Source organism: Flavipsychrobacter sp., assembly GCA_041392855.1.
Classification (GTDB): Bacteria; Bacteroidota; Bacteroidia; order Chitinophagales; family Chitinophagaceae; genus UBA5543.
On sequence record JAWKLD010000001.1, the window covers coordinates 1,334,811 to 1,354,063 of the forward strand.

The window sequence follows — 19,253 nt, forward strand, 5'->3', positions numbered from 1 at the left end:
ACGCCGCCCAATATTTTGGGCGGCGTTGGATATTACATTAAAAAATCTATTATAGTTTATTACCGTCTTTATCCAGTTCTACAACTTCATAACCTAACTTTTGTATGCCTTCCCAAACTGTTTCCTTATCTCCAACTAAAACCACATCCATTTCCTCAATAGCAGGTAGGAAGTGCTTAGTCATTTTAGATATCTCCTGTACAGACAATCCTTCAAGGATCTGCATTTGCTCTTTAGGATAATCAGCAGATAGATCATAATCAAGTATTCTGCTTAAGAAACCTGCTTTTTGATATCCAGACTCGTATTTACGAGCATCGCTCTGAGTCATTGAACTCTTTGTAAATGCTAGCTCTTCCGAAGTAATGCTATTCTCTTTGTACTCTTTCATTATCTTAATGATATCCATCATAGCACTATCTGTAACGTTAGCTTTTATACCAGCACTAAATTGATAAGTACCAGTATATTTATCACCAGTGAAGTAACTTCTAGCACCATAGGTCCATCCTCTATCTTCTCTTAAGTCAAGATTCAAACGGCTATTGAATGCACCACCTAATGGGTAGTTCAATACATTACTCTTATAATAGTCTCCAAGTGCATCATATTTCATATTTGTAACCTTACCAATTCTAAATTGAGTTTGTGCTGCTTTAGGAACGTTTACAAAATATAATTTTGGTTTCTTCTTAGACTCTACTGCCGGAATCTCAGGCATGTCAATTTGCTTGTTCGTAATTTTATTCAAGAACTGCAGCTTTGATAAAACTCTATCTTTAGATACATCTCCTACAACAATAACTTCAGCTTCGTTTTTAGAGAAGTAATCTTTGTAATATGCTTGTATGTCTGCCAATTCAATGTTAGATACTGTTTCTACAGTACCAGAACTTGGCCAACCTAATATGTTCTTATCACCATATAGCATTTTACTAAACACAGTACTAGCTATATATGTAGGTCTTGTAGCTGAGTTTTGAATACCTTGAATTGTACTCTTTTTCTCTCTATCAAATGCCTCTTGCGTAAAAACAGGATTCAACAACTTCTCCTCTAGAAGCTCTATTGTTTTATCTAGATTTTTACTTAACGTTCTTACGCTTACTTCGATACCATCTAAAGAAGAACTTACTCTTATACTAGCACCTAATTTATCTAGCGCAACGCTAAATTCTTCGGCAGTATAGTTTTTAGTATCATCGTCCATCATAGATGCAAACATGCTAGACAAACCTACTTTAGAGAAATCGTTAGCATCTAACATTTTACCTCCTTTAAAATGTAGTAATATAGTAACTACAGGTATTTCATTTGTCTGAGTACCTATTACTTCAACACCACCCGGAAGGTTTGCAGTCCAGTAATCCGGAACTTTTACTACAGGAGTAGCTCCGCTTGCAGGAATTTTACTTCTGTCAAAATCATCTTTTGCTTTTACATACTTTAACCCGTCGTAACCATAGTTTGGCGACTTGTATCCAGCTTCTGATACAGTGTAATTGTCAGCACCTGCAATGTTTGACTCTTGCCCTTTAGGTGTAGCGCTTACGTATAAAGCATGCTTACCTTTGATGTATTTATTATATACACGCATTACATCTTCCTTAGTTACGCTAGAGTATCTCTTCACCTCATCTTTTATTCTATTAGCATTACCGGTAAATGTATAGAAAGAAGCTAATGATGATACTTTACCTGAAACGCTTTCAAGACCGTTGATCATTGAAGACTCCATGCCAGTACTAAATTTCTCAATATCCTCGTCAGTAACGCCTCTTTGTTCAAACTCTTCTAAAGATGCTTTTACCATCTCTTTCATGTCTGATAGTTTTTGACCAGGATAAGGAACTACCATGATAGAAAACTCACCAGAAAGCTCACTACAAGGATTGCTCACATTTGCAGCAACAGCTTTTTGAGCCTTTACAAAGTTTTTATAGAAAATAGAGTTTTTGCCTTGGCCTAATATTTCTGCTAAGCAATCTAACGGCGCCTCATCTTCATGATAGTTAGGCACACTTGGGTAAACAATTCTTAGCATTGGGAGTTTAGCATAGTTATCTGTCATAGAAACATACCTATCTTTCTCCAATACAGGTGCAGGCAAAGACATTTTATTTACTTCCTTACCTCTTGGTATAGAACCAAAGTATTTCTCAACAAGTGCTACAACGTCTTTCTTATTCACATCACCACCTACTGTTAGCACAGCATTGTTTGGACCATACCAACGAAGGAAGAAATTCTTAAGATCACCAACATCTACTCTGTTTAGATCTTCTATATAACCAATAGTCAACCATGAATATGGGTGACCGTATGGATATAGATTTTTAGCCGCTACCTCACCTACTAAACCATATGGACGGTTGTCATAGTTTTGGCCACGCTCATTTTTTACAGTAGCTCTCTGCACTTCAAATTTCTTCTGTGTAACAGCATCTAATAAGAAGCCCATACGATCTGCCTCAAGCCACAACATTTTTTCAAGCTGGTTGCTAGGCACTGTTTCAAAATAGTTTGTTCTGTCTTTATTGGTAGTACCATTAAGTGTACCTCCTGCTTCAGTAATGATCTTAAAATGTTGCTCATCAGCCACGTTATCCGACCCTTGGAACATCATGTGCTCGAAAAAGTGCGCAAAACCCGACTTCCCTATCTCTTCTCTTGCAGAACCTACGTGATACGTAACGTCAACATGCACAATAGGATCAGAGTGATCTTCATGTATGATCAATGTCAAACCATTTGGCAATACATAACGCTCATATGGTATCACAAGCTCATTACCTTTTTTCTTTACGGTTTCTACCAGCTTAGCCTGACTGTAGGCTACATTTGTAGATAGCAACGCTATAGCTCCTATAGCAAGAAGTAATTTTTTCATAATTGTTATCTCAGGAAATTATTATTTCGTAAATATAGGCTATATCTGCCTAAAACCTACTACTGGCGTGTAAGTGTATAAATGAGACCGATATCATATAAGCCACCATTATATTTATATCCGGGGTCAAACTTCATATCGATATTGAATTCATTACCCGACTTTTTTATTCCTCCTCTATTGCCCGTTTTCAAGGTTTGGCTATTGATGGTCATATTTATAAAATTGGCCTTACCATTAACCCTTATTTGCAATATAGTAGAAGGCATATCTTTACTTGCCCCTGTAGTAAGCGGGGTAAATTTTGAACTATTAGTAGACACGCTTACTTGCCAGTTATTATTGCTTTTAATAGAAACCTGAGCATAATTATTAACTGTCTGACCTCCAAAGTAATCGCTAGGATCATTGAAATTGACAATCCCTTTCAGCCCTGTAATACTTATTGACTGTATATCATAAACATCAAAAGATCCTACAGCACCGCCTGTATATCCCTGTGCAGCTAACAGGAACGGGCAACATAATAACAATATGGAGTATAAATACCTCAAGGCTGTGTCATTGTAAAGAGTATGGTGAAATTATATCTTCCAGCAGGTGACTCATACCCTAAGGGCATTAGTCTTAGATCATACCTGAACTGGAAAGTCTGTGATTTTTTAGGTTGTATAAAAAGTTGCTGATCGTAACGAGTAAGCTGTATGGGTTGAGTAATCAACCCCGTTGCATTGGAAGAGTTACTAGAACTATATAACAACTCTAGTGGTATTACACTCGAATTACCCCCACGAGGCACTGTATAATTCGTCACCTTCGCATGTATAGAGCAATTAGACTTTTTTGTTTTAAACTTTAGTGTAATTGCGTTATTGATTACTTGAGTTTGCTCTAAATCATCTGGCTTGGTGCATGTAAAGCTCAAACTCCTATTAGTGTTGACCTCTAAATAGGCGTCATTCTTACCTTTACCATTTCCATTACCACCTCCATCATCGTCATCATCTCCTCCTTTATAAGAAGAAAATGCAAACATGGTTACAAAAGAAAATAATATTAAAAAAAATACTCTCATTAAAGAAAATACAAGTTATACCATTAAATTAATAAATGCTGCATAGCATTCATAATCTGTCTCTTATATACCTTATACTATGAAAATACTTACTTCCAGACACCTAGTATATCTTGGCATCTATGTGAATAGGAATCCTCTTATTTTATAAAGTTAAGGATTATTTTAGATTATTCCTGTTATAGAAAATACAATAACTGGCACATCTATATTATTTTAAGAATAGTTGTTTTATTTTTACGTACATGAGAGTTAACCCACGTATTATTTTCACACTACTCATAGTATTGGTATTAGGGATAAGTAACAATACTATAGCACAAAACCTTGGGGTATACCCCACTACTTTAGATTTCAACTTATCTGCAGGACAAGGAGAAGCACAAGTCATCAACATTTCAAATGGTTCGTCACAAAAAGTACAATTTAGAACCTATCTGAACGATTGGATAAGAGACTCTGTAGGTGGTCATGCTTACTATGAGCCCAATACTATTGACAGATCTTGCGCTTCATGGATAACATTAGACAAGAACTTCATAGAACTAGAACCGGGAGAATCAACACAACTTACAGTACAGTTAAGAGCTCCGGGCGATGATACAAAGCCTAAAATGAGATGGGCTATGATCTTCATAGAAACAGTGCAGGAACAAACTAAAACCGACGATAATAATGCTCAAGCAGCGGTGAGAAATCTATTAAGAGTTGGTGTACACGTATACCAAACACCTCCTAATGTTTCTGAAAAAGGAATTGAGGTGATTGATATCAAACCTGTTGCAGATATACCTAATGTATATAACCTGTCTTGCAAAAATACAGGAGATATCATGTTAGAATGTAAAGCATATTTAGAGTTTACCTCTATGAGTGATGGCGAGCAGACTAAACTTGACAATGTAGAGTTTCCTATGTTTCCAGGACAAAAAAGACTAGTAACCTTCGAACTACCTAAAAACATGCCTGAGGGTAAATATAATGTACTTGGTGTGCTTGATGCTGGTGAAGATATACCTCTAGAAGCTGTAGAAAGCACTATTGAAGTAAAAAAACCTCAAGACCAAAAATAGCCACAAACAACTAATAAACAATCAATTACGCATATTATTTAAAGAATAACAAAACATATTTGTTATTCTTTTTTTATATAAAGTATTGCATATACAAATAAAAGTATTACTTTCACATATGAATATTTTATTGTGAGAGGTGAAATATTCACGGTAATAGAGAGAGACTCATATAGATTATTAATTATCGCCCAAATTACTAAGAGATAATGAAGAGAACTATTACCATACTACTACTATCCGTAGCTACTATATCCTACGGTCAAAACACTAGCAGTTCTGCTAGGCAATCTATTGAGTTAGATTTAAGTCCCGTTATCCAAATCAATACAATTACAGCTGAAGATGTAAGTATTGCATTTAGCAATGCCAACCAATACGCTAACGGTGTACAATCTACTAATCAAGAATTCAAAGTAAGTTCTAATGAGAAATTTGTAGTCAGCGTAAAAACCGATGCAACTAATTTCTCTTATTCAGGTAGTACACTACCTGCACCTGTTATGCCGGTAAACATATTAAAGCTAGCTCTTACATCAAATAATACTGGTGGTAACGTTTCTTCCCAATTAGGATCTAGCAATTATATGACCTTAAGCAGTACACCAACTAATATATTAACAGATTGTGATAATGGCGCTGCTAAAACATTCGCTATCAATTACAAGGCAACTCCAGGAAATGCGTATCCTGCAGGCATCTATACAGTAGGTGTTGTCTATACCGCTACACAGCCTTAATCATACTATTTTCTGGTAAATGTACTTGTACAGGTCTGATTCACTGTAGTACCTTTTGCCGTATAGTTAATTACCATTTCATTGTCGGTATATGTGCCCGAGCCTGTGAAAGTAATTCCAAAAACTGTTTGAGATGGAATAGATAGTGTCTTGTTATTTCTATCCAAATCAGCATACACCTCGTTAGTCATTGTTCCCTGCCAAAAGCCTCTTATGATAATTCTATTTATCTGACTACTTGCTATGACAACATTTACATCATGCCCTGTAGCTGAACAATTACCTTTCTCTTCAAATGTACCTTTAAGTCCAGTAGCTTCATTGGTATAATCAGTAACAGTAACAGTCATTTTATATTCTGTAATGCCTGTGGTAGGACTAGCAGCTGTTATTCTTATAGGATACTTCCCTACTTTGGTTCTGGTAGTGGTAATCTTTATAAATGTATTGAATGAAGGCTCTTCTATAGATTTTTCCATTGTCACGTCCATACCATCTGGCACATCGAACTGAGAAAATGTAACTCGTTCCGTTCCTCCAGTCAACTTCTTTACTAAAATAGGCATAGTAGCACTACCCACACGTTCTAGAGTAGTGTCTTTTATCCCCTCAACCGTATAAGTAAACGCTCCCGAATCACTAGGGTACACAGGATTATTTACTGTTTTTTTAGTACATCCGATAGTTCCTGCAAATACCAGTAACGAACTTATTAATAAAAACCTCTTTGACATATCTACTTTCTTATTACATCCCTAAGTTAAGGTACATCTATCAAAATATCTAAACGTCTTTTAGAATAAAACCACCCTATTATTTATAATATATACTTCTCTATAACACAGTTTAATCTTATATTAGCTAACATTAACCAGATATAAGTAACAAACTATGGATCAACAAAAAGTTGACATGTATTTGATGTCTAACAGCAAATACTTCGAAAGTCACCACCTAAGCTCAATTCGTGAATCACTTTTACAAGCAGATGATTCTAAATTCATGAACATTCAGGCAGCTAGCCTAAAAGACCCAACAATCATGTTAGTTGTATCATTACTAGGTGGTCAACTAGGCATCGACCGATTTATGGTTGGCGATGTAGGACTTGGTGTAGGTAAGCTACTAACTTGCGGCGGTTTGGGCATATGGGCCATAGTTGATTGGTTTTTGATCATGGGAAGAGCCAAAGAAGTAAATTATAATACTATTCAAGCTGCATTATTGTAGTAAACATGCCTCTTTCAACTAAAGGAAAGCGGTTTTATATTTTTATCAGCCTCATTACTATTATAGGATGGGGCTGGCTTATATTACAATACTACGTACCTAGAGAGGGAACAGTATGCCTCATAAAAAATGTTACCGGATACCCTTGCCCTTCTTGTGGCACTACAAGGGCTTCTGTAGCAGTGCTACACGGCGATTGGCAATTAGCAATCCATCACAACCTTTTAGGTTTTTTTGCGGTGGCAATGTTATCTATTTTGCCCATATGGCTACTAAAAGACCTTATTGGGAAGCGAGCTAGTCTATTTAAGATATATGTCACAACAGAAGAGGCCTTAAAAAGGAACAAAGCATTATTAATAATCCTATTACTATTAATATCAATCAATTGGATATGGAACCTATTCAAAACCATATAAACGAGGACGAACTTACTAGCTATAAACCCTCTGAATACGAGAAAGAACAAGCATCCAATAGCTATTTAATGTCTGTAGTAGCTATTATTGTAGGTCTTCCTTTACCTATTATCAATCTATTAGCTACTGCCCTCTTCTTTTTTGGCAATCTGAAAAAAAGCAAATTCATTCGCTGGCATTGCACACAGGCACTCCTATCACAATTGACTATTTTCCTAATTAACTCTATTGGTTATGCATGGACACTAAATATCATTTTCTCAGAAAAGACAGAGCCAACCAATAGCTATTTCGCCTATTTGACGGTTTTGATAATATTCAACTTAGTTGAATTCATAGCCAGTATTATGCTTGCTGTTAAAGTAAGAAAGGGAATTCACGTTCAGTGGTGGTTATGGGGGTCTCTTACGAACAACATATTCTCATCAAACAATAGAGAAAAGAACATTACTCAATTTTTGATCAGAACTATTGTATTAATTGCATTACTAGGCGGCTCATTTTATGCATTAGCACAACTCCCATGGGTAGAAACCTTAAACGTAAATGAATTTACCGCAAAGAAGAAAGAGCAACTTGGCAATATTATATTAGACACCTACAGAACTGGTAAGAGAGAGATAACAGGACCTGTACAGCCTATAATAAAGGAGATCAAAGACAAAATATGCTTAGCTAATGGTATTGATACAGCCAGTATAAATATACATGTATTTGCAGACAGTGAAACAAATGCCTTTGCTATACCCGGCGACCATATAATTGTCAATACAGGGCTAATAGACTTTTGTGATGACCCAGACATGGTTGCAGGCGTTATAGCACATGAAATAGGCCATATTCAAAAAGACCATGTAAGTAAGAAGCTATCTAAGGAAATAGGAATCTCTACATTGGTAATGCTGGCAGGAGGCACACAAAACATGGGGTTAATCAAAGAAATACTTAAAACATTGACCTCCAAAAAATTTGATAGAGATTATGAGACTGAAGCCGATGAAGCTGCTCTTGAATATTTGCAACAAGCTAAAATAGACCCATTAGCTTTGGCTGACTTCTTTGAGCAAATAGCTCAAAAAGGAGGCTCGCTACCTGAAGCACTGGAATGGATAAGCACTCATCCTGAACCCGAAGAACGTGCAGCTAGGATAAAAACGGAACTAAACAGTACTATTAACTATAGCCCAAGCCTAACGGAAGAACAATGGAAAACCCTAAAAGCCAAAACCAACCTATACGACCATATTTGATAGCCTTACAACACCCTAAAAGAGCATTAAAAATATTTTGCTCATATTAAAAGATAGTATTACCTTTGCCGTCCAATTCTCATATTGCTCTTAATATAAGTATGCATTTGGGAGAGTTGTAGTGGTAGAAAGCCACAAAAACAATTCGTTAAAACCAAAAAAAAGAAAATGGCTAAAGAAATTTCTGGCTATGTAAAGCTGCAGTGTAGAGGCGGCCAAGCAAATCCGGCACCGCCAATTGGTCCTGCACTAGGTGCGAAGGGTGTCAACATTATGGACTTCTGTAAGCAATTCAATGCTCGCACGCAAGACCAACAAGGAAAAGTACTTCCTGTAGTAATCACGGTATATGCTGACAAGTCTTTCGACTTCGTAATCAAAACAGCTCCTGCTGCGGTTCAACTTATGGAAGCTGCTAAGATCAAAAAAGGATCTAAAGAATCTAACCGAAACAAAGTTGGTAAGGTTACATGGGAACAAGTAGAGGTTATTGCCAAAGATAAAATGGCTGACCTTAACTGTTTTACTGTAGAAAGTGCTATGCGCATGGTAGCTGGAACAGCTAGAAGCATGGGCTTAACTGTAAACGGTGCTGCCCCTTGGGACAACTAAAACTTAATCGTTAACCTTATTAATTTTCGTTGCGATGGCAAGATTAACTAAAAATAGAAAAGCTGCAGAAGCTAAAATAGATAAAGAAAAGCATTACTCACTGGAAGAGGCTGCTGCGTTGGTAAAAGAGATCAACACAACAAAATTTGACAGTTCTATAGATATGCACATACGTCTTGGTATTGACCCTAGAAAGGCAGACCAAGCACTAAGAGGTACAGTAAGCCTTCCTCACGGAACTGGTAAAACAAAAACTGTACTTGTACTTTGTACTCCTGACAAAGAAGAAGAGGCTAAAGCAGCTGGTGCTGACTACGTAGGTCTTGACGAATTTGTTCAGAAGATCGAAAGCGGTTGGACTGACATCGATGTAGTTGTTGCTACACCGTCAGTTATGCCTAAGATCGGTCGTTTAGGTAAAGTATTAGGACCAAGAAACCTAATGCCAAACCCTAAGACTGGTACTGTAACTAATAATGTTGGTGCTGCTGTTACTGATGTTAAAGGTGGTAAGATCTCATTCAAAGTAGATAAAGCTGGTATTATACATGCATCTGTTGGTCGTGTATCTTTCGAGCCAAACAAGCTTGTAGAAAACGCAAAAGAGTTGATCAATACTCTTGTACGTATGAAACCTGCTACAGCTAAAGGTATATACCTAAAAGGTATAAGCATGGCATCTACAATGAGCCCTGGTTTAACTATTGACACAAAAAGTGTCTCTTAATTAAAAGTGATTTAGAACAGCAGTTTTTAAAAATTATTAAAACTCATTAGCTATGGCAATGACACCTGCTCAAAAAAATGAAGTAATTGATATACTTAAAGAGAAATTCTCTCAGTATAACAATTTCTATATAACAAATACAGACGCATTAACTGCGGAACAAAATAATAACCTTCGTCGTATTTGCCACGAGAAAAACGTGGAAATGAAGGTTGCTAAAAATACATTGGTACGTAAAGCTCTTGAGCAATTAGATGCTGAGCGCTATGCAGATACTTACGATGCACTTAAGGGTGTTACGGCTCTTATGTTCTCTGAAAGTGCTAAAGACCCAGCGGTTATCATTAGCTCTTTCCGTAAAGATGCAAAAACGGAAAAACCTGTATTGAAAGCAGCGTTTATCGATGGCGACCTATTCGTCGGAGACGAACAATTATCAATGTTGAAATCACTTAAGAGCAAGCAAGAGCTTATTGGTGAGATCATCGGATTGCTACAATCTCCTGCTAAGAATGTTATCAGCGGCTTGAATGCTGGTAGTAAACTAGCTGGCTTAGTAAAAGCTTTAGAAGAAAGAGCATCCGCTTAATTATTGGCTTCCAAGACCAACTTATATAAACACAATTTTTAAACATTATTATTAAAACATCATAAGATGGCAGAATTAAAAGAAGTTGCAGAACAACTAGTTAACCTTACAGTAAAAGAAGTTAACGAATTAGCACAAATATTGAAAGACGAGTACGGTATTGAGCCTGCTGCTGCTGCAGTAGCTGTTGCTGCTGGTCCAGCTGCTGGTGGAGACGCTGGTGGTGCAGAAGAGAAATCTTCTTTCGACGTAGTTCTTAAATCAGCTGGTGCTGCTAAACTTAACGTAGTTAAAGCTGTTAAAGAATTAACTGGTCTTGGTCTTAAAGAGGCTAAAGAATTAGTTGACGGCGCTCCTAAGAACGTTAAAGAAGGCGTTAGCAAAGCAGAAGCAGAAGATATCGCTGCTAAGCTTAAAGAAGCTGGTGCTGAAGTTGAGTTAGCTTAATAACATAATTCAACCTAGAATATTAAAGCAGCCTTTATTGGCTGCTTTTTTTATGTGTTTATTCTACTCTGTTTATAAAACAGAAGTGAATGGGTATTATAACCAAAAACTAAAAGGGTCTACTATAAATAGTAGACCCTTTTTATATCAGTGATTTAAACTATATTATTTCAAAGGAAATGCTTCTTTCTTAGAATAGAACTCTGTTTCTGCAAAAGTAACCTGGCTTGCAGGAGCATTTACTGGCATTGTTTTATTTAAAGTACCTGTAATAGAACCTCTCATATGTCCACCTTCTGCACCTTTTACATTTACTTCTATCATATTACCATTACCTTGGGTAGCAGTGTATATGTTATAATATTTGTTGTCAGGATCATAAACCTTGTACTCAAAACTTAACAATGGTTTTTTACCTATTGTATCAATAGAAGGACCAGTGTACGCATTCTGCTCATAAGTAATAAGGATAGATCTGTTGTAGACACTATCATTAGGTACACGAGCATATAATCTACGTGTATTGAAGGTATCTGTCACATGGTACACAGGTGAGAAAACCACCTCTTGGCCATTGATGTAAGCCTTCATTGTCCCAATTAATACATTAGTACCACTAGTTGGGTTTAGTGGGTTTTGACCGGCACTTAAATCCGTTGTCGGATCAGCATCGTAAACGCCATTATTACAAGAATAAAGACCAATGCATACACTTAATGCCAATGCAGAAGTAATAAAAAGCTTTTTCATATAATATTATTACAAAGTATAAAGATAACAATCTGCTTAAAATATCAAAACACTCGCCTACGGTATTACTAAATTTTCATAGATAATTTATTGAATAACAGGTTTAATGAGACAAAACCATCCTTTTAGTATCAACACGATAACCATCGATTACCAATGAATACAAGTAAACACCATGGGTTAAATTTTCACCATTAACAATTACACTTCCATCTCCTTTTTTTATTGGATACACAGCAATTTTACGACCAAATAAATCATAAATTACAATTTGCGCAGACTGTTCAAAATGGGTTACAACATATTTAATGGTAGTATTATCATTGAAGGGATTAGGAATGTTATTGCTGAGGATATTGTTACCCAAAATTGAATTTTGTGCGTTGATAATACCAGTTTCATTTGTATCACAATCTATAACCTTAACTGTGCCAGTTACAGTGCAATTACTGTCACCACTTACTGCAAAATACGTAGTACTTACAATTGGCGATACAGAAATAGTATAAGTTGGAGCTGGGCCTGATGGTACTATAGGACCAGATGGAGAGCCTGCATGCCAAACAATAGGGGCAGGTGCTATTGCGTGTATTGTTAGTCCTGTAATGAACGCTCGATGTACACTTGTTTGTCCACTGTCAATAATTGTTACATTAGTAAGAAAAAAACTGTTATAAGGCGCAGGTATTGTTATAGTTTGCATATCACGGCGGTATTCACTACCATTATAAATAGTACTCCATACTTTCTGAGTTGATATAGGGAAGCCATTATTAATACTACTACCTATATTATTAGCATTATTATATTGCCTGTGATCACGGATATTTACATTCCCATCAAGTGGTACTTGAACTGACATTCCATTTGTAAAATCTAATTTTATAAATGTCATGACTTTATTAGGCTTAGTTTCTCCCCAACCTGTATTAATTAGAGTAAAAATAGTATCTACTTGCTTGGGGCAAGGAATATCAATACTAGCCGAAACTGGGATATTTGTAAAACCTGATGCAATGTAAGAATGCCAAGAAGTATTAGGAGCTGATATACTAAAAGGCACACCTGCATATGTGAGATTGCCCGTTGGAGGTGTATTGGGATTAGGAGCAGTATTGACTATAGATGCAAGACTTATTGTATCAAAGAATGGAAAAGTGTTGTTTTGACTAATAGAAAAAATAGCTGTGTCTCGTTTTAAACAAATAGTTGATTGAGATGAAGGCATAATACTAAATTGAGCTTTCACCTCACTATTTTTCAACAATAATTGTAATAAAACTACTACAATACATATTGCTACTTTATTTTTTGATAGGTTCATCTTCATAAGGATTTATTACAGTAAATAATAATTTACTATAAGTTATAATTTCACGCAAATAATTGATTTTAAATAACTTAACTCTTATTCTTTAATAATTAGAGACAATTCGTCAAGTTGTTGCTGTTCAACGGCTGATGGTGCATTTATCATGACATCTCTTCCTGCATTGTTTTTTGGGAAAGCTATAAAATCCCTAATGGTTTCCTGACCTCCAAGTAACGCACACAACCTGTCGAACCCTAGAGCAAGACCACCATGAGGGGGCGCTCCGTACTCAAAAGCCCCTAATAGGAAGCCAAACTTCTCTTCTGCTTCTTCTTTATTAATGCCCAAAGCTGCAAACATCTTTTCCTGCAGATCTCTTTGGAATATTCTTATAGACCCACCCCCTATTTCAGTACCATTTAGTACCAGATCGTAAGCATTTGCCTTTATTTCGCCATATTTAGAAGCGTCAGACAGCCATTCAATATGTTCTGCCTTGGGAGATGTAAATGGATGATGCCTTGCTACCCATCTCTTCTCTTCCTCATCTTCTTCTAACAAAGGGAAGTCCATAACCCAAAGAGGTTTGAATACAGTATTATCTCTGAGTCCTAATCTTTCCCCAAGTTCTAATCTCAATTCACAAGCGGCTTTTCTAGTCAAATCTTCACCACCTGCCAATAGCAAAATTAGATCTCCACTATTTGCATTACAGAATGTCGATAATTTGCTCTTCATTTCATCTGTAAGAAACTTATCTATACTACTCTTATAACTGCCATCTTCGTTACATTTTATATACACTAGCCCGCTCATACCTATTTGCGGACGCTTCACCCACTCTGTTAACTCATCTAGCTGTTTACGGGAATAATCTGCGGCCTCAGGAACTGTAATAGCAATAATAGATGCTGCCTCATTAAACACCTTAAAATCCATTCCCTCAAAAACGTCGGTTTGAGCTTTACCATTTACTTTGATGTTCTTTAGCAACATTTCAAAACGTGTATCTGGCTTATCATTACCATAGTTCCACATAGCATCATCCCACGTCATCCTCGGCAGATCACCTTCTATTTTTATCCCCTTTACATCTTCAAATACATGCTTTAGCAAGCCTTCAAATGTTTGCAAAATATCCTCTTGATCTACAAAACTCATTTCACAATCAAGCTGTGTAAACTCTGGTTGCCTATCCGCTCTTAATGCTTCATCTCTAAAACATTTAGTTATTTGGTAATATTTATCATAACCACTTACCATTAATAACTGCTTGAAGGTTTGCGGGCTTTGTGGCAAAGCATAGAATTGTCCTTCATTCATCCTTGACGGCACAATAAAATCTCTTGCACCTTCTGGTGTAGACTTTATTAGGAATGGCGTCTCAATTTCCCAGAAACCAGCTGTATCCATATAGTTTCTAACAGAACGATTGACCTTATACCTTAACTCTAGCTTTTCCTTTAATGGCTGACGGCGTAAATCCAGGTATCTATACTTCATACGTAGCTCCTCACCCCCATCCGTATTCTCTTCTATGGTAAAAGGTGGCACTTCTGATTCATTTAATATCACACAGCTTTTAATATCTACCTCAATATCTCCTGTAGGCATATTAGGGTTCTTATTGCTACGTTCAATAACTTCTCCTTCTACTTTTAGAACATACTCTCTACCTATAGGGTTTTGCTCTAAATAACTATTCAAATCCTCACTAAAAACCAGTTGAGTTATACCATATCTATCTCTTAGGTCTACAAATGTGATAGCACCAAGCTTGCGCACTTTTTGTACCCAACCCGATAATGTTACTGCTTCTTTTATATTTTTAATGCGTAGCTCTCCGCATGTATGTGTACGATACATATGTCTTTTTTGGAAATAATGTGCAAGATAGTTGGAATAGTTTGCTTGATAAAACTAATACTCATATTCTTGCAACAAATCTTTAACTTCAAATAAGAAAGAGTTTACCTTACTACCTATATTTCAATTGACGTGTTTAGAAAGAGACGAAAACTAAAAATAGTCCTTATTGTCCTTGCCGTAATAGCAGTTGCTGCCCTTACCACCCTACTCATAATAACACAGCATTATAAAGGAATAGTAAAAAAGGAGTTGCCTAAATGGGTGGCAGATGGTACCGATGGCTTATATAAGCTATCCTTAAAAAGTATAGGGGTCAATATTTTTACTAATCAGATCACATTCAAGAAAGTAAATATCACTCCCGACACTTCTGTAATCAATCAACTTCCTGCCAACGATCCTAAAAGAAGGGTACTAGTTAGCTTATACATCCCTAAATTGTATATAAACGGAACTGACATTGAAGCCTATTTAAATAGCAAACGTTTAAACTGTAGCTCATTACAAATAGAACAACCAACTATAATAATAGACCACAAAAGCGCTTGCAATGACGATGCCAGTAGTAAGAAAAAAGCACATTTAAGAAGCGTCAAGTTCAACAGAATAATACTTAATGACGCCAACATTACTTATAAGAATACGAGCAAAGAGAAAAGCACTCTTGTAAATGCCAGTAATGTTTCTACGACTTTATATGATTGGGAATTTATACCTAGTGCTCCTTACGACTCTTCAAAAATATTTTATGCAGACAGGGCTACAGTTGAAACAGGAGCCGTTAAGCTATTAACTGACAGCTTATTATACCAAGTTGCTTTTGAAAAAGCTGACTATGATACCAAACAAGAACGTATTACTATTCATGGATTCACAATACTTCCTAAGTATGATAATGAAGAGTTCTATACACATGTAGGCCACCAATGTGACATATACAACCTAAACCTACAAAGCATAGAGTTTGCTCAATTCAGCTGGCAGAAACTGATATACGACAATGCTTTTATTTCAGACAATGTATATATCAATAATTCCTCATTGCATATTTTCCATAGTAGAATACCACCAGAAGACCCTCATGACAAGCTAGGCAAATTTCCACACCAGATTTTACAAAAAAGCCCTCTTCCTATTGGAATAAAACAACTAAAAATAAAGAATGGTACAGTAGGTTATTCTGAACTAAACAAAAAAACCAACAAAGTAGGCGATATCGAATTTAGCAGCTTAGAAGGCGAAATAAATAACATTACCAACATCCCTAAACAACTAGACTCGAATAATAGTTGTGAGATGAATATAAAAGCTAAGTTTAATACTTACTCTGATTTAAACGCTGTATTCAATCTTGACCTTACAGATGAAAAAGGAGGATTTTCCGTAAAGGGTAAATTAACCGATTTAGAAGCTCATCAGGTAACAGAACAATCAAAAGCATTAACAAGACTTGAGATCAACTCACTTAGATTACAATATTTGGATATAGATATCGAGGGGAATGAGCAATATGCAAAAGGCAAATTCACTATGGCATATAAAGGGTTAAAAATAAAAATTCCTAGAGCTGTGCCTAAAAAAGGATCTGAAAATGACGGAATGCTATCCTTTATCGCCAACAATGTTTTCATCTACACACACAACCCTATGCCTGGTAAAGAGATACGACATGTATCTACTTATGTAAAACGTGACAAGTATAAATCCTTCTTCAATCTCATATGGAAGAATATATTCCAAGCGGCTACCAAAACGGCTATAAGAGATCCAAATATTTTAGAAATGCTCAACAAACCTAAAAAAGAGAAGGAAGAGAAGAAGCAGAAAGGTCGTTTCAAAAATCTATTTAAAAAGAAAAACAGGGAACAATAATTTGTTCCCTGTTTTATAAATATCAGGACTAAAGTTATTTATTATAACTAAGTCCCATGTTATAAAATAAGAAAGACCATTTGTCTGCCTGTTCTTCTATGATCATAGACGTTGGTTTACCTGCACCATGCCCAGCATTAACAGCTATTCTTATCAATGTAGGATTCTTACAACTTTGTGCAGCTTGTATAGCAGCCGCAAACTTAAATGAGTGAGCAGGCACAACTCTATCATCATGGTCACCCGTTGTTACCATTGTAGCTGGGTAACAAGTACCTTCTTTAGCATTATGTACCGGCGAATAATTATATAGATATTCAAACATTTCTTTACTGTCTTCAGCTGTACCATAATCGTATGCCCATCCTGCACCAGCAGTAAATTTATTATAACGCAGCATATCCATAACACCAACAGCAGGGAAACATACTTTATATAAATCAGGGCGCTGTGTCATACATGCTCCTACTAACAAACCTCCATTAGAACCTCCTGCAATAGCTAAATAGTCTGATGAAGTATAGTTTTCTGCAATTAGATACTCAGCAGCAGCTATAAAGTCATCAAAAACATTTTGCTTATTCATTTTAGTACCTGCATCATGCCATTTATCACCATACTCTCCACCACCTCTTAGGTTAGCTACAGCATATATACCACCATTCTCCATGAATACAATATTACTTACACTGAATGAAGGAGAAAGACTGATATTAAAGCCACCGTAACCGTATAATAATGTAGGGTTCTTGCCATTCAATTTCAGGCCTTTCTTATAGGTAAGTATCATTGGCACTTTAGTGCCATCTTTAGAGGCATAGAAAACTTGCTTACTTTCATATTCTTCAGGATTAAACTTAACACCCGACCTTTTATACTCTACAGATTCACCTGATTCAATATCATACTTAAATATTGTCGGCGGATATATATAAGATGTGTAAGAGTAGTAAAGCTCTGTTTCCTCCTTTTTACCACCAAAACCACCAGCAGAACCCAAACCAGGTAATTCAATAGTTCTCACTTTAGTTCCGTCTAGGTTATATTGATGTACTTCTGACACTGCATCTTTCAAGTAGCTAACAAATAGTTTACCACCACAAGTACTAGCTCTTAACGGGAATTCAGACTCAGCAATTAAGTCTTGCCAATTTTCAGGAGAAGGATTACCAGCATCAACAGTAACTAACTTTCTATTGGGTGCATCAACATTTGTAAGGATATATAACTTGCCATTATCTGAATATATAATGTCATGCTCATTTTTAAATCCAGTAACTATCGGTACAATTTTACTATTAGACTTTGAAAGGTCTTTTAAATACAACTCATTACCGTATGTAGCATTAGCTGCCGATATTACCAAGAAGTTTTCATCTTCGGTGACGTAACCACCAATGTATCTTCTTGGGGTTTGCTCTCCGCCAAAAATAAGCTGATCTGACGATTGAGGAGTACCTAACTGGTGATAGTATAATTTGTGGAATTGCGTTTTTCCTGAAAGCTCACTACCCTCTTTAGGTTTATCATAACTGCTATAATAAAAACCTTCATTTCCTTTCCAAGATACACCACTGAACTTTACATCATATAATGTATCACCTATTTGCTGTCCATTTTCTGCATTCAATACGATTACTTTTCTCCAATCTGAACCTCCTTCTGAGATCAAATAAGAGCACAAGCTACCATCCTTAGTAAAACTGAGTCCTGCCATAGAGGTAGTACCATCAGCAGAAAATTTGTTTGGGTCTAAGAAAACTACAGGATCACTCCCCTCCTTTTGCCTATATAATACTGACTGATTTTGCAAGCCATCGTTCTTGTAGAAATAGGTATACTCCCCCTCTTTGAAAGGAGCACTAAATTTTTCATAGTTCCATAAGCCTGTTAGTCTATCAACAATATCTTTCTTGAACGGAATGTTATTTAAATAGTCGAACGTAACCTTGTTTTGACGAGTAACCCAGTCTTTTGTTTCTTCAGACAAATCGTCCTCAAGCCATCTATATGGGTCTTGCACCTTTGTACCAAAATACTCATCAACCTGATCCACTTTTTTAGTTTCAGGATAAGTACCTGTAAACTCAGGGTTTTGTTCTGTTTTACAACTCATAATACTTAACAAAGCTAAGGTTGTTACTAAAGAATATCTCTTCATATTATATATTTTATGTGCAGTTATATCTTCCAAAAATAAGGTGCTTTTCTTCTATTCTATAAGCCAGACGAATAAAATCACCTTTATCCTCCCCCTTTTTGAGCAACAAGCTGTTAAATAGATGAAAAAAGTAATAGGAAATGGATTATTGAGGCTATTTTTGTGACTCCGAAATAGAAACTTTTACACTGAAACGCTTTTTAAAAATACTACGCAACACTGCGATTGTACTGGTTA

The 19,253-nt window shown here is 36.1% G+C and carries 18 protein-coding genes; 10 read left to right on the forward strand and 8 right to left on the reverse strand.

Annotated elements, in window-relative coordinates:
- Positions 1–49 precede the first annotated feature (49 nt).
- The 3 genes from R2800_06305 to R2800_06315 are packed head-to-tail and all read right to left on the reverse strand — an operon-like array spanning position 50 to position 3,965.
- On the reverse strand, positions 50–2,890 hold the full coding sequence (locus tag R2800_06305) for a pitrilysin family protein (protein ID MEZ5016645.1): 2,841 nt from the start codon (positions 2,888–2,890) through the stop codon (positions 50–52).
- Positions 2,891–2,949: 59 nt separating this feature from the next.
- Positions 2,950–3,444: a hypothetical protein gene (locus tag R2800_06310; protein ID MEZ5016646.1), complete on the reverse strand. Its 495-nt coding sequence runs from the start codon at positions 3,442–3,444 to the stop codon at positions 2,950–2,952.
- A complete protein-coding gene (locus R2800_06315) occupies positions 3,441–3,965 on the reverse strand; it encodes a hypothetical protein (GenBank protein MEZ5016647.1) in 525 nt (174 codons plus the stop codon). Before R2800_06315 ends, R2800_06310 begins: the two co-directional genes overlap by 4 nt.
- Before the next feature lie 245 nt (positions 3,966–4,210).
- Here R2800_06315 and R2800_06320 point away from each other — a divergent pair, with 245 nt between their 5' ends.
- Positions 4,211–5,038, forward strand: a complete 828-nt coding sequence (locus tag R2800_06320; protein MEZ5016648.1) for a hypothetical protein — start codon at positions 4,211–4,213, stop codon at positions 5,036–5,038.
- 209 nt (positions 5,039–5,247) lie between these two features.
- The gene (locus R2800_06325) at positions 5,248–5,778 is read left to right on the forward strand and encodes a hypothetical protein (GenBank protein ID MEZ5016649.1); all 531 of its coding nucleotides are present in this window, start codon (positions 5,248–5,250) and stop codon (positions 5,776–5,778) included.
- Between the two features lie 5 nt (positions 5,779–5,783).
- On the opposite strand, the gene R2800_06330 is transcribed toward R2800_06325, so the two are convergent.
- The gene (locus R2800_06330; protein ID MEZ5016650.1) at positions 5,784–6,512 is read right to left on the reverse strand and encodes a hypothetical protein; all 729 of its coding nucleotides are present in this window, start codon (positions 6,510–6,512) and stop codon (positions 5,784–5,786) included.
- Positions 6,513–6,669: 157 nt separating this feature from the next.
- Here R2800_06330 and R2800_06335 point away from each other — a divergent pair, with 157 nt between their 5' ends.
- The 7 genes from R2800_06335 (at position 6,670) to rplL (ending at position 11,052) form a co-directional block, all read left to right on the forward strand.
- Complete coding sequence (locus R2800_06335) at positions 6,670–7,008, forward strand: TM2 domain-containing protein (protein ID MEZ5016651.1); 339 nt, start codon at positions 6,670–6,672, stop codon at positions 7,006–7,008.
- 5 nt (positions 7,009–7,013) lie between these two features.
- Positions 7,014–7,427: a DUF2752 domain-containing protein gene (locus tag R2800_06340; protein MEZ5016652.1), complete on the forward strand. Its 414-nt coding sequence runs from the start codon at positions 7,014–7,016 to the stop codon at positions 7,425–7,427.
- Positions 7,403–8,677 (forward strand): M48 family metallopeptidase, encoded by a 1,275-nt coding sequence (locus tag R2800_06345; GenBank protein MEZ5016653.1) that lies wholly within the window; start codon positions 7,403–7,405, stop codon positions 8,675–8,677. The genes R2800_06340 and R2800_06345 overlap by 25 nt, the downstream gene beginning before the upstream one ends.
- 168 nt (positions 8,678–8,845) lie before the next feature.
- On the forward strand, positions 8,846–9,289 hold the full coding sequence (gene rplK / locus R2800_06350) for a 50S ribosomal protein L11 (protein ID MEZ5016654.1): 444 nt from the start codon (positions 8,846–8,848) through the stop codon (positions 9,287–9,289).
- 34 nt (positions 9,290–9,323) lie between these two features.
- Positions 9,324–10,016, forward strand: a complete 693-nt coding sequence (gene rplA, locus R2800_06355) for a 50S ribosomal protein L1 (protein MEZ5016655.1) — start codon at positions 9,324–9,326, stop codon at positions 10,014–10,016.
- A gap of 52 nt (positions 10,017–10,068) precedes the next feature.
- Entirely contained in the window at positions 10,069–10,605 is a 537-nt protein-coding gene (gene rplJ, locus R2800_06360; protein ID MEZ5016656.1) for a 50S ribosomal protein L10, read from the forward strand.
- A gap of 66 nt (positions 10,606–10,671) precedes the next feature.
- On the forward strand, positions 10,672–11,052 hold the full coding sequence (gene rplL, locus R2800_06365) for a 50S ribosomal protein L7/L12 (protein ID MEZ5016657.1): 381 nt from the start codon (positions 10,672–10,674) through the stop codon (positions 11,050–11,052).
- A 165-nt stretch (positions 11,053–11,217) separates the two neighbouring features.
- On the opposite strand, the gene R2800_06370 is transcribed toward rplL, so the two are convergent.
- The 3 genes from R2800_06370 to aspS form a co-directional block, all read right to left on the reverse strand.
- Positions 11,218–11,802, reverse strand: coding sequence for a hypothetical protein (locus R2800_06370; GenBank protein MEZ5016658.1), 585 nt, complete (start codon positions 11,800–11,802; stop codon positions 11,218–11,220).
- A gap of 103 nt (positions 11,803–11,905) precedes the next feature.
- Positions 11,906–13,126: a T9SS type A sorting domain-containing protein gene (locus R2800_06375; protein MEZ5016659.1), complete on the reverse strand. Its 1,221-nt coding sequence runs from the start codon at positions 13,124–13,126 to the stop codon at positions 11,906–11,908.
- Between the two features lie 84 nt (positions 13,127–13,210).
- Positions 13,211–14,980 carry an aspartate--tRNA ligase gene (gene aspS / locus R2800_06380; GenBank protein MEZ5016660.1) on the reverse strand — a complete coding sequence of 590 codons (1,770 nt, stop codon included), beginning with the start codon at positions 14,978–14,980 and terminating at the stop codon, positions 13,211–13,213.
- Between the two features lie 132 nt (positions 14,981–15,112).
- Between aspS and R2800_06385 the strand changes: the two genes are divergently transcribed.
- Positions 15,113–16,855, forward strand: coding sequence for a hypothetical protein (locus tag R2800_06385; GenBank protein MEZ5016661.1), 1,743 nt, complete (start codon positions 15,113–15,115; stop codon positions 16,853–16,855).
- A gap of 34 nt (positions 16,856–16,889) precedes the next feature.
- Here R2800_06385 and R2800_06390 read toward each other — a convergent pair whose 3' ends face one another.
- Positions 16,890–19,016, reverse strand: a complete 2,127-nt coding sequence (locus R2800_06390; GenBank protein MEZ5016662.1) for a prolyl oligopeptidase family serine peptidase — start codon at positions 19,014–19,016, stop codon at positions 16,890–16,892.
- Positions 19,017–19,253 lie beyond the last annotated feature (237 nt).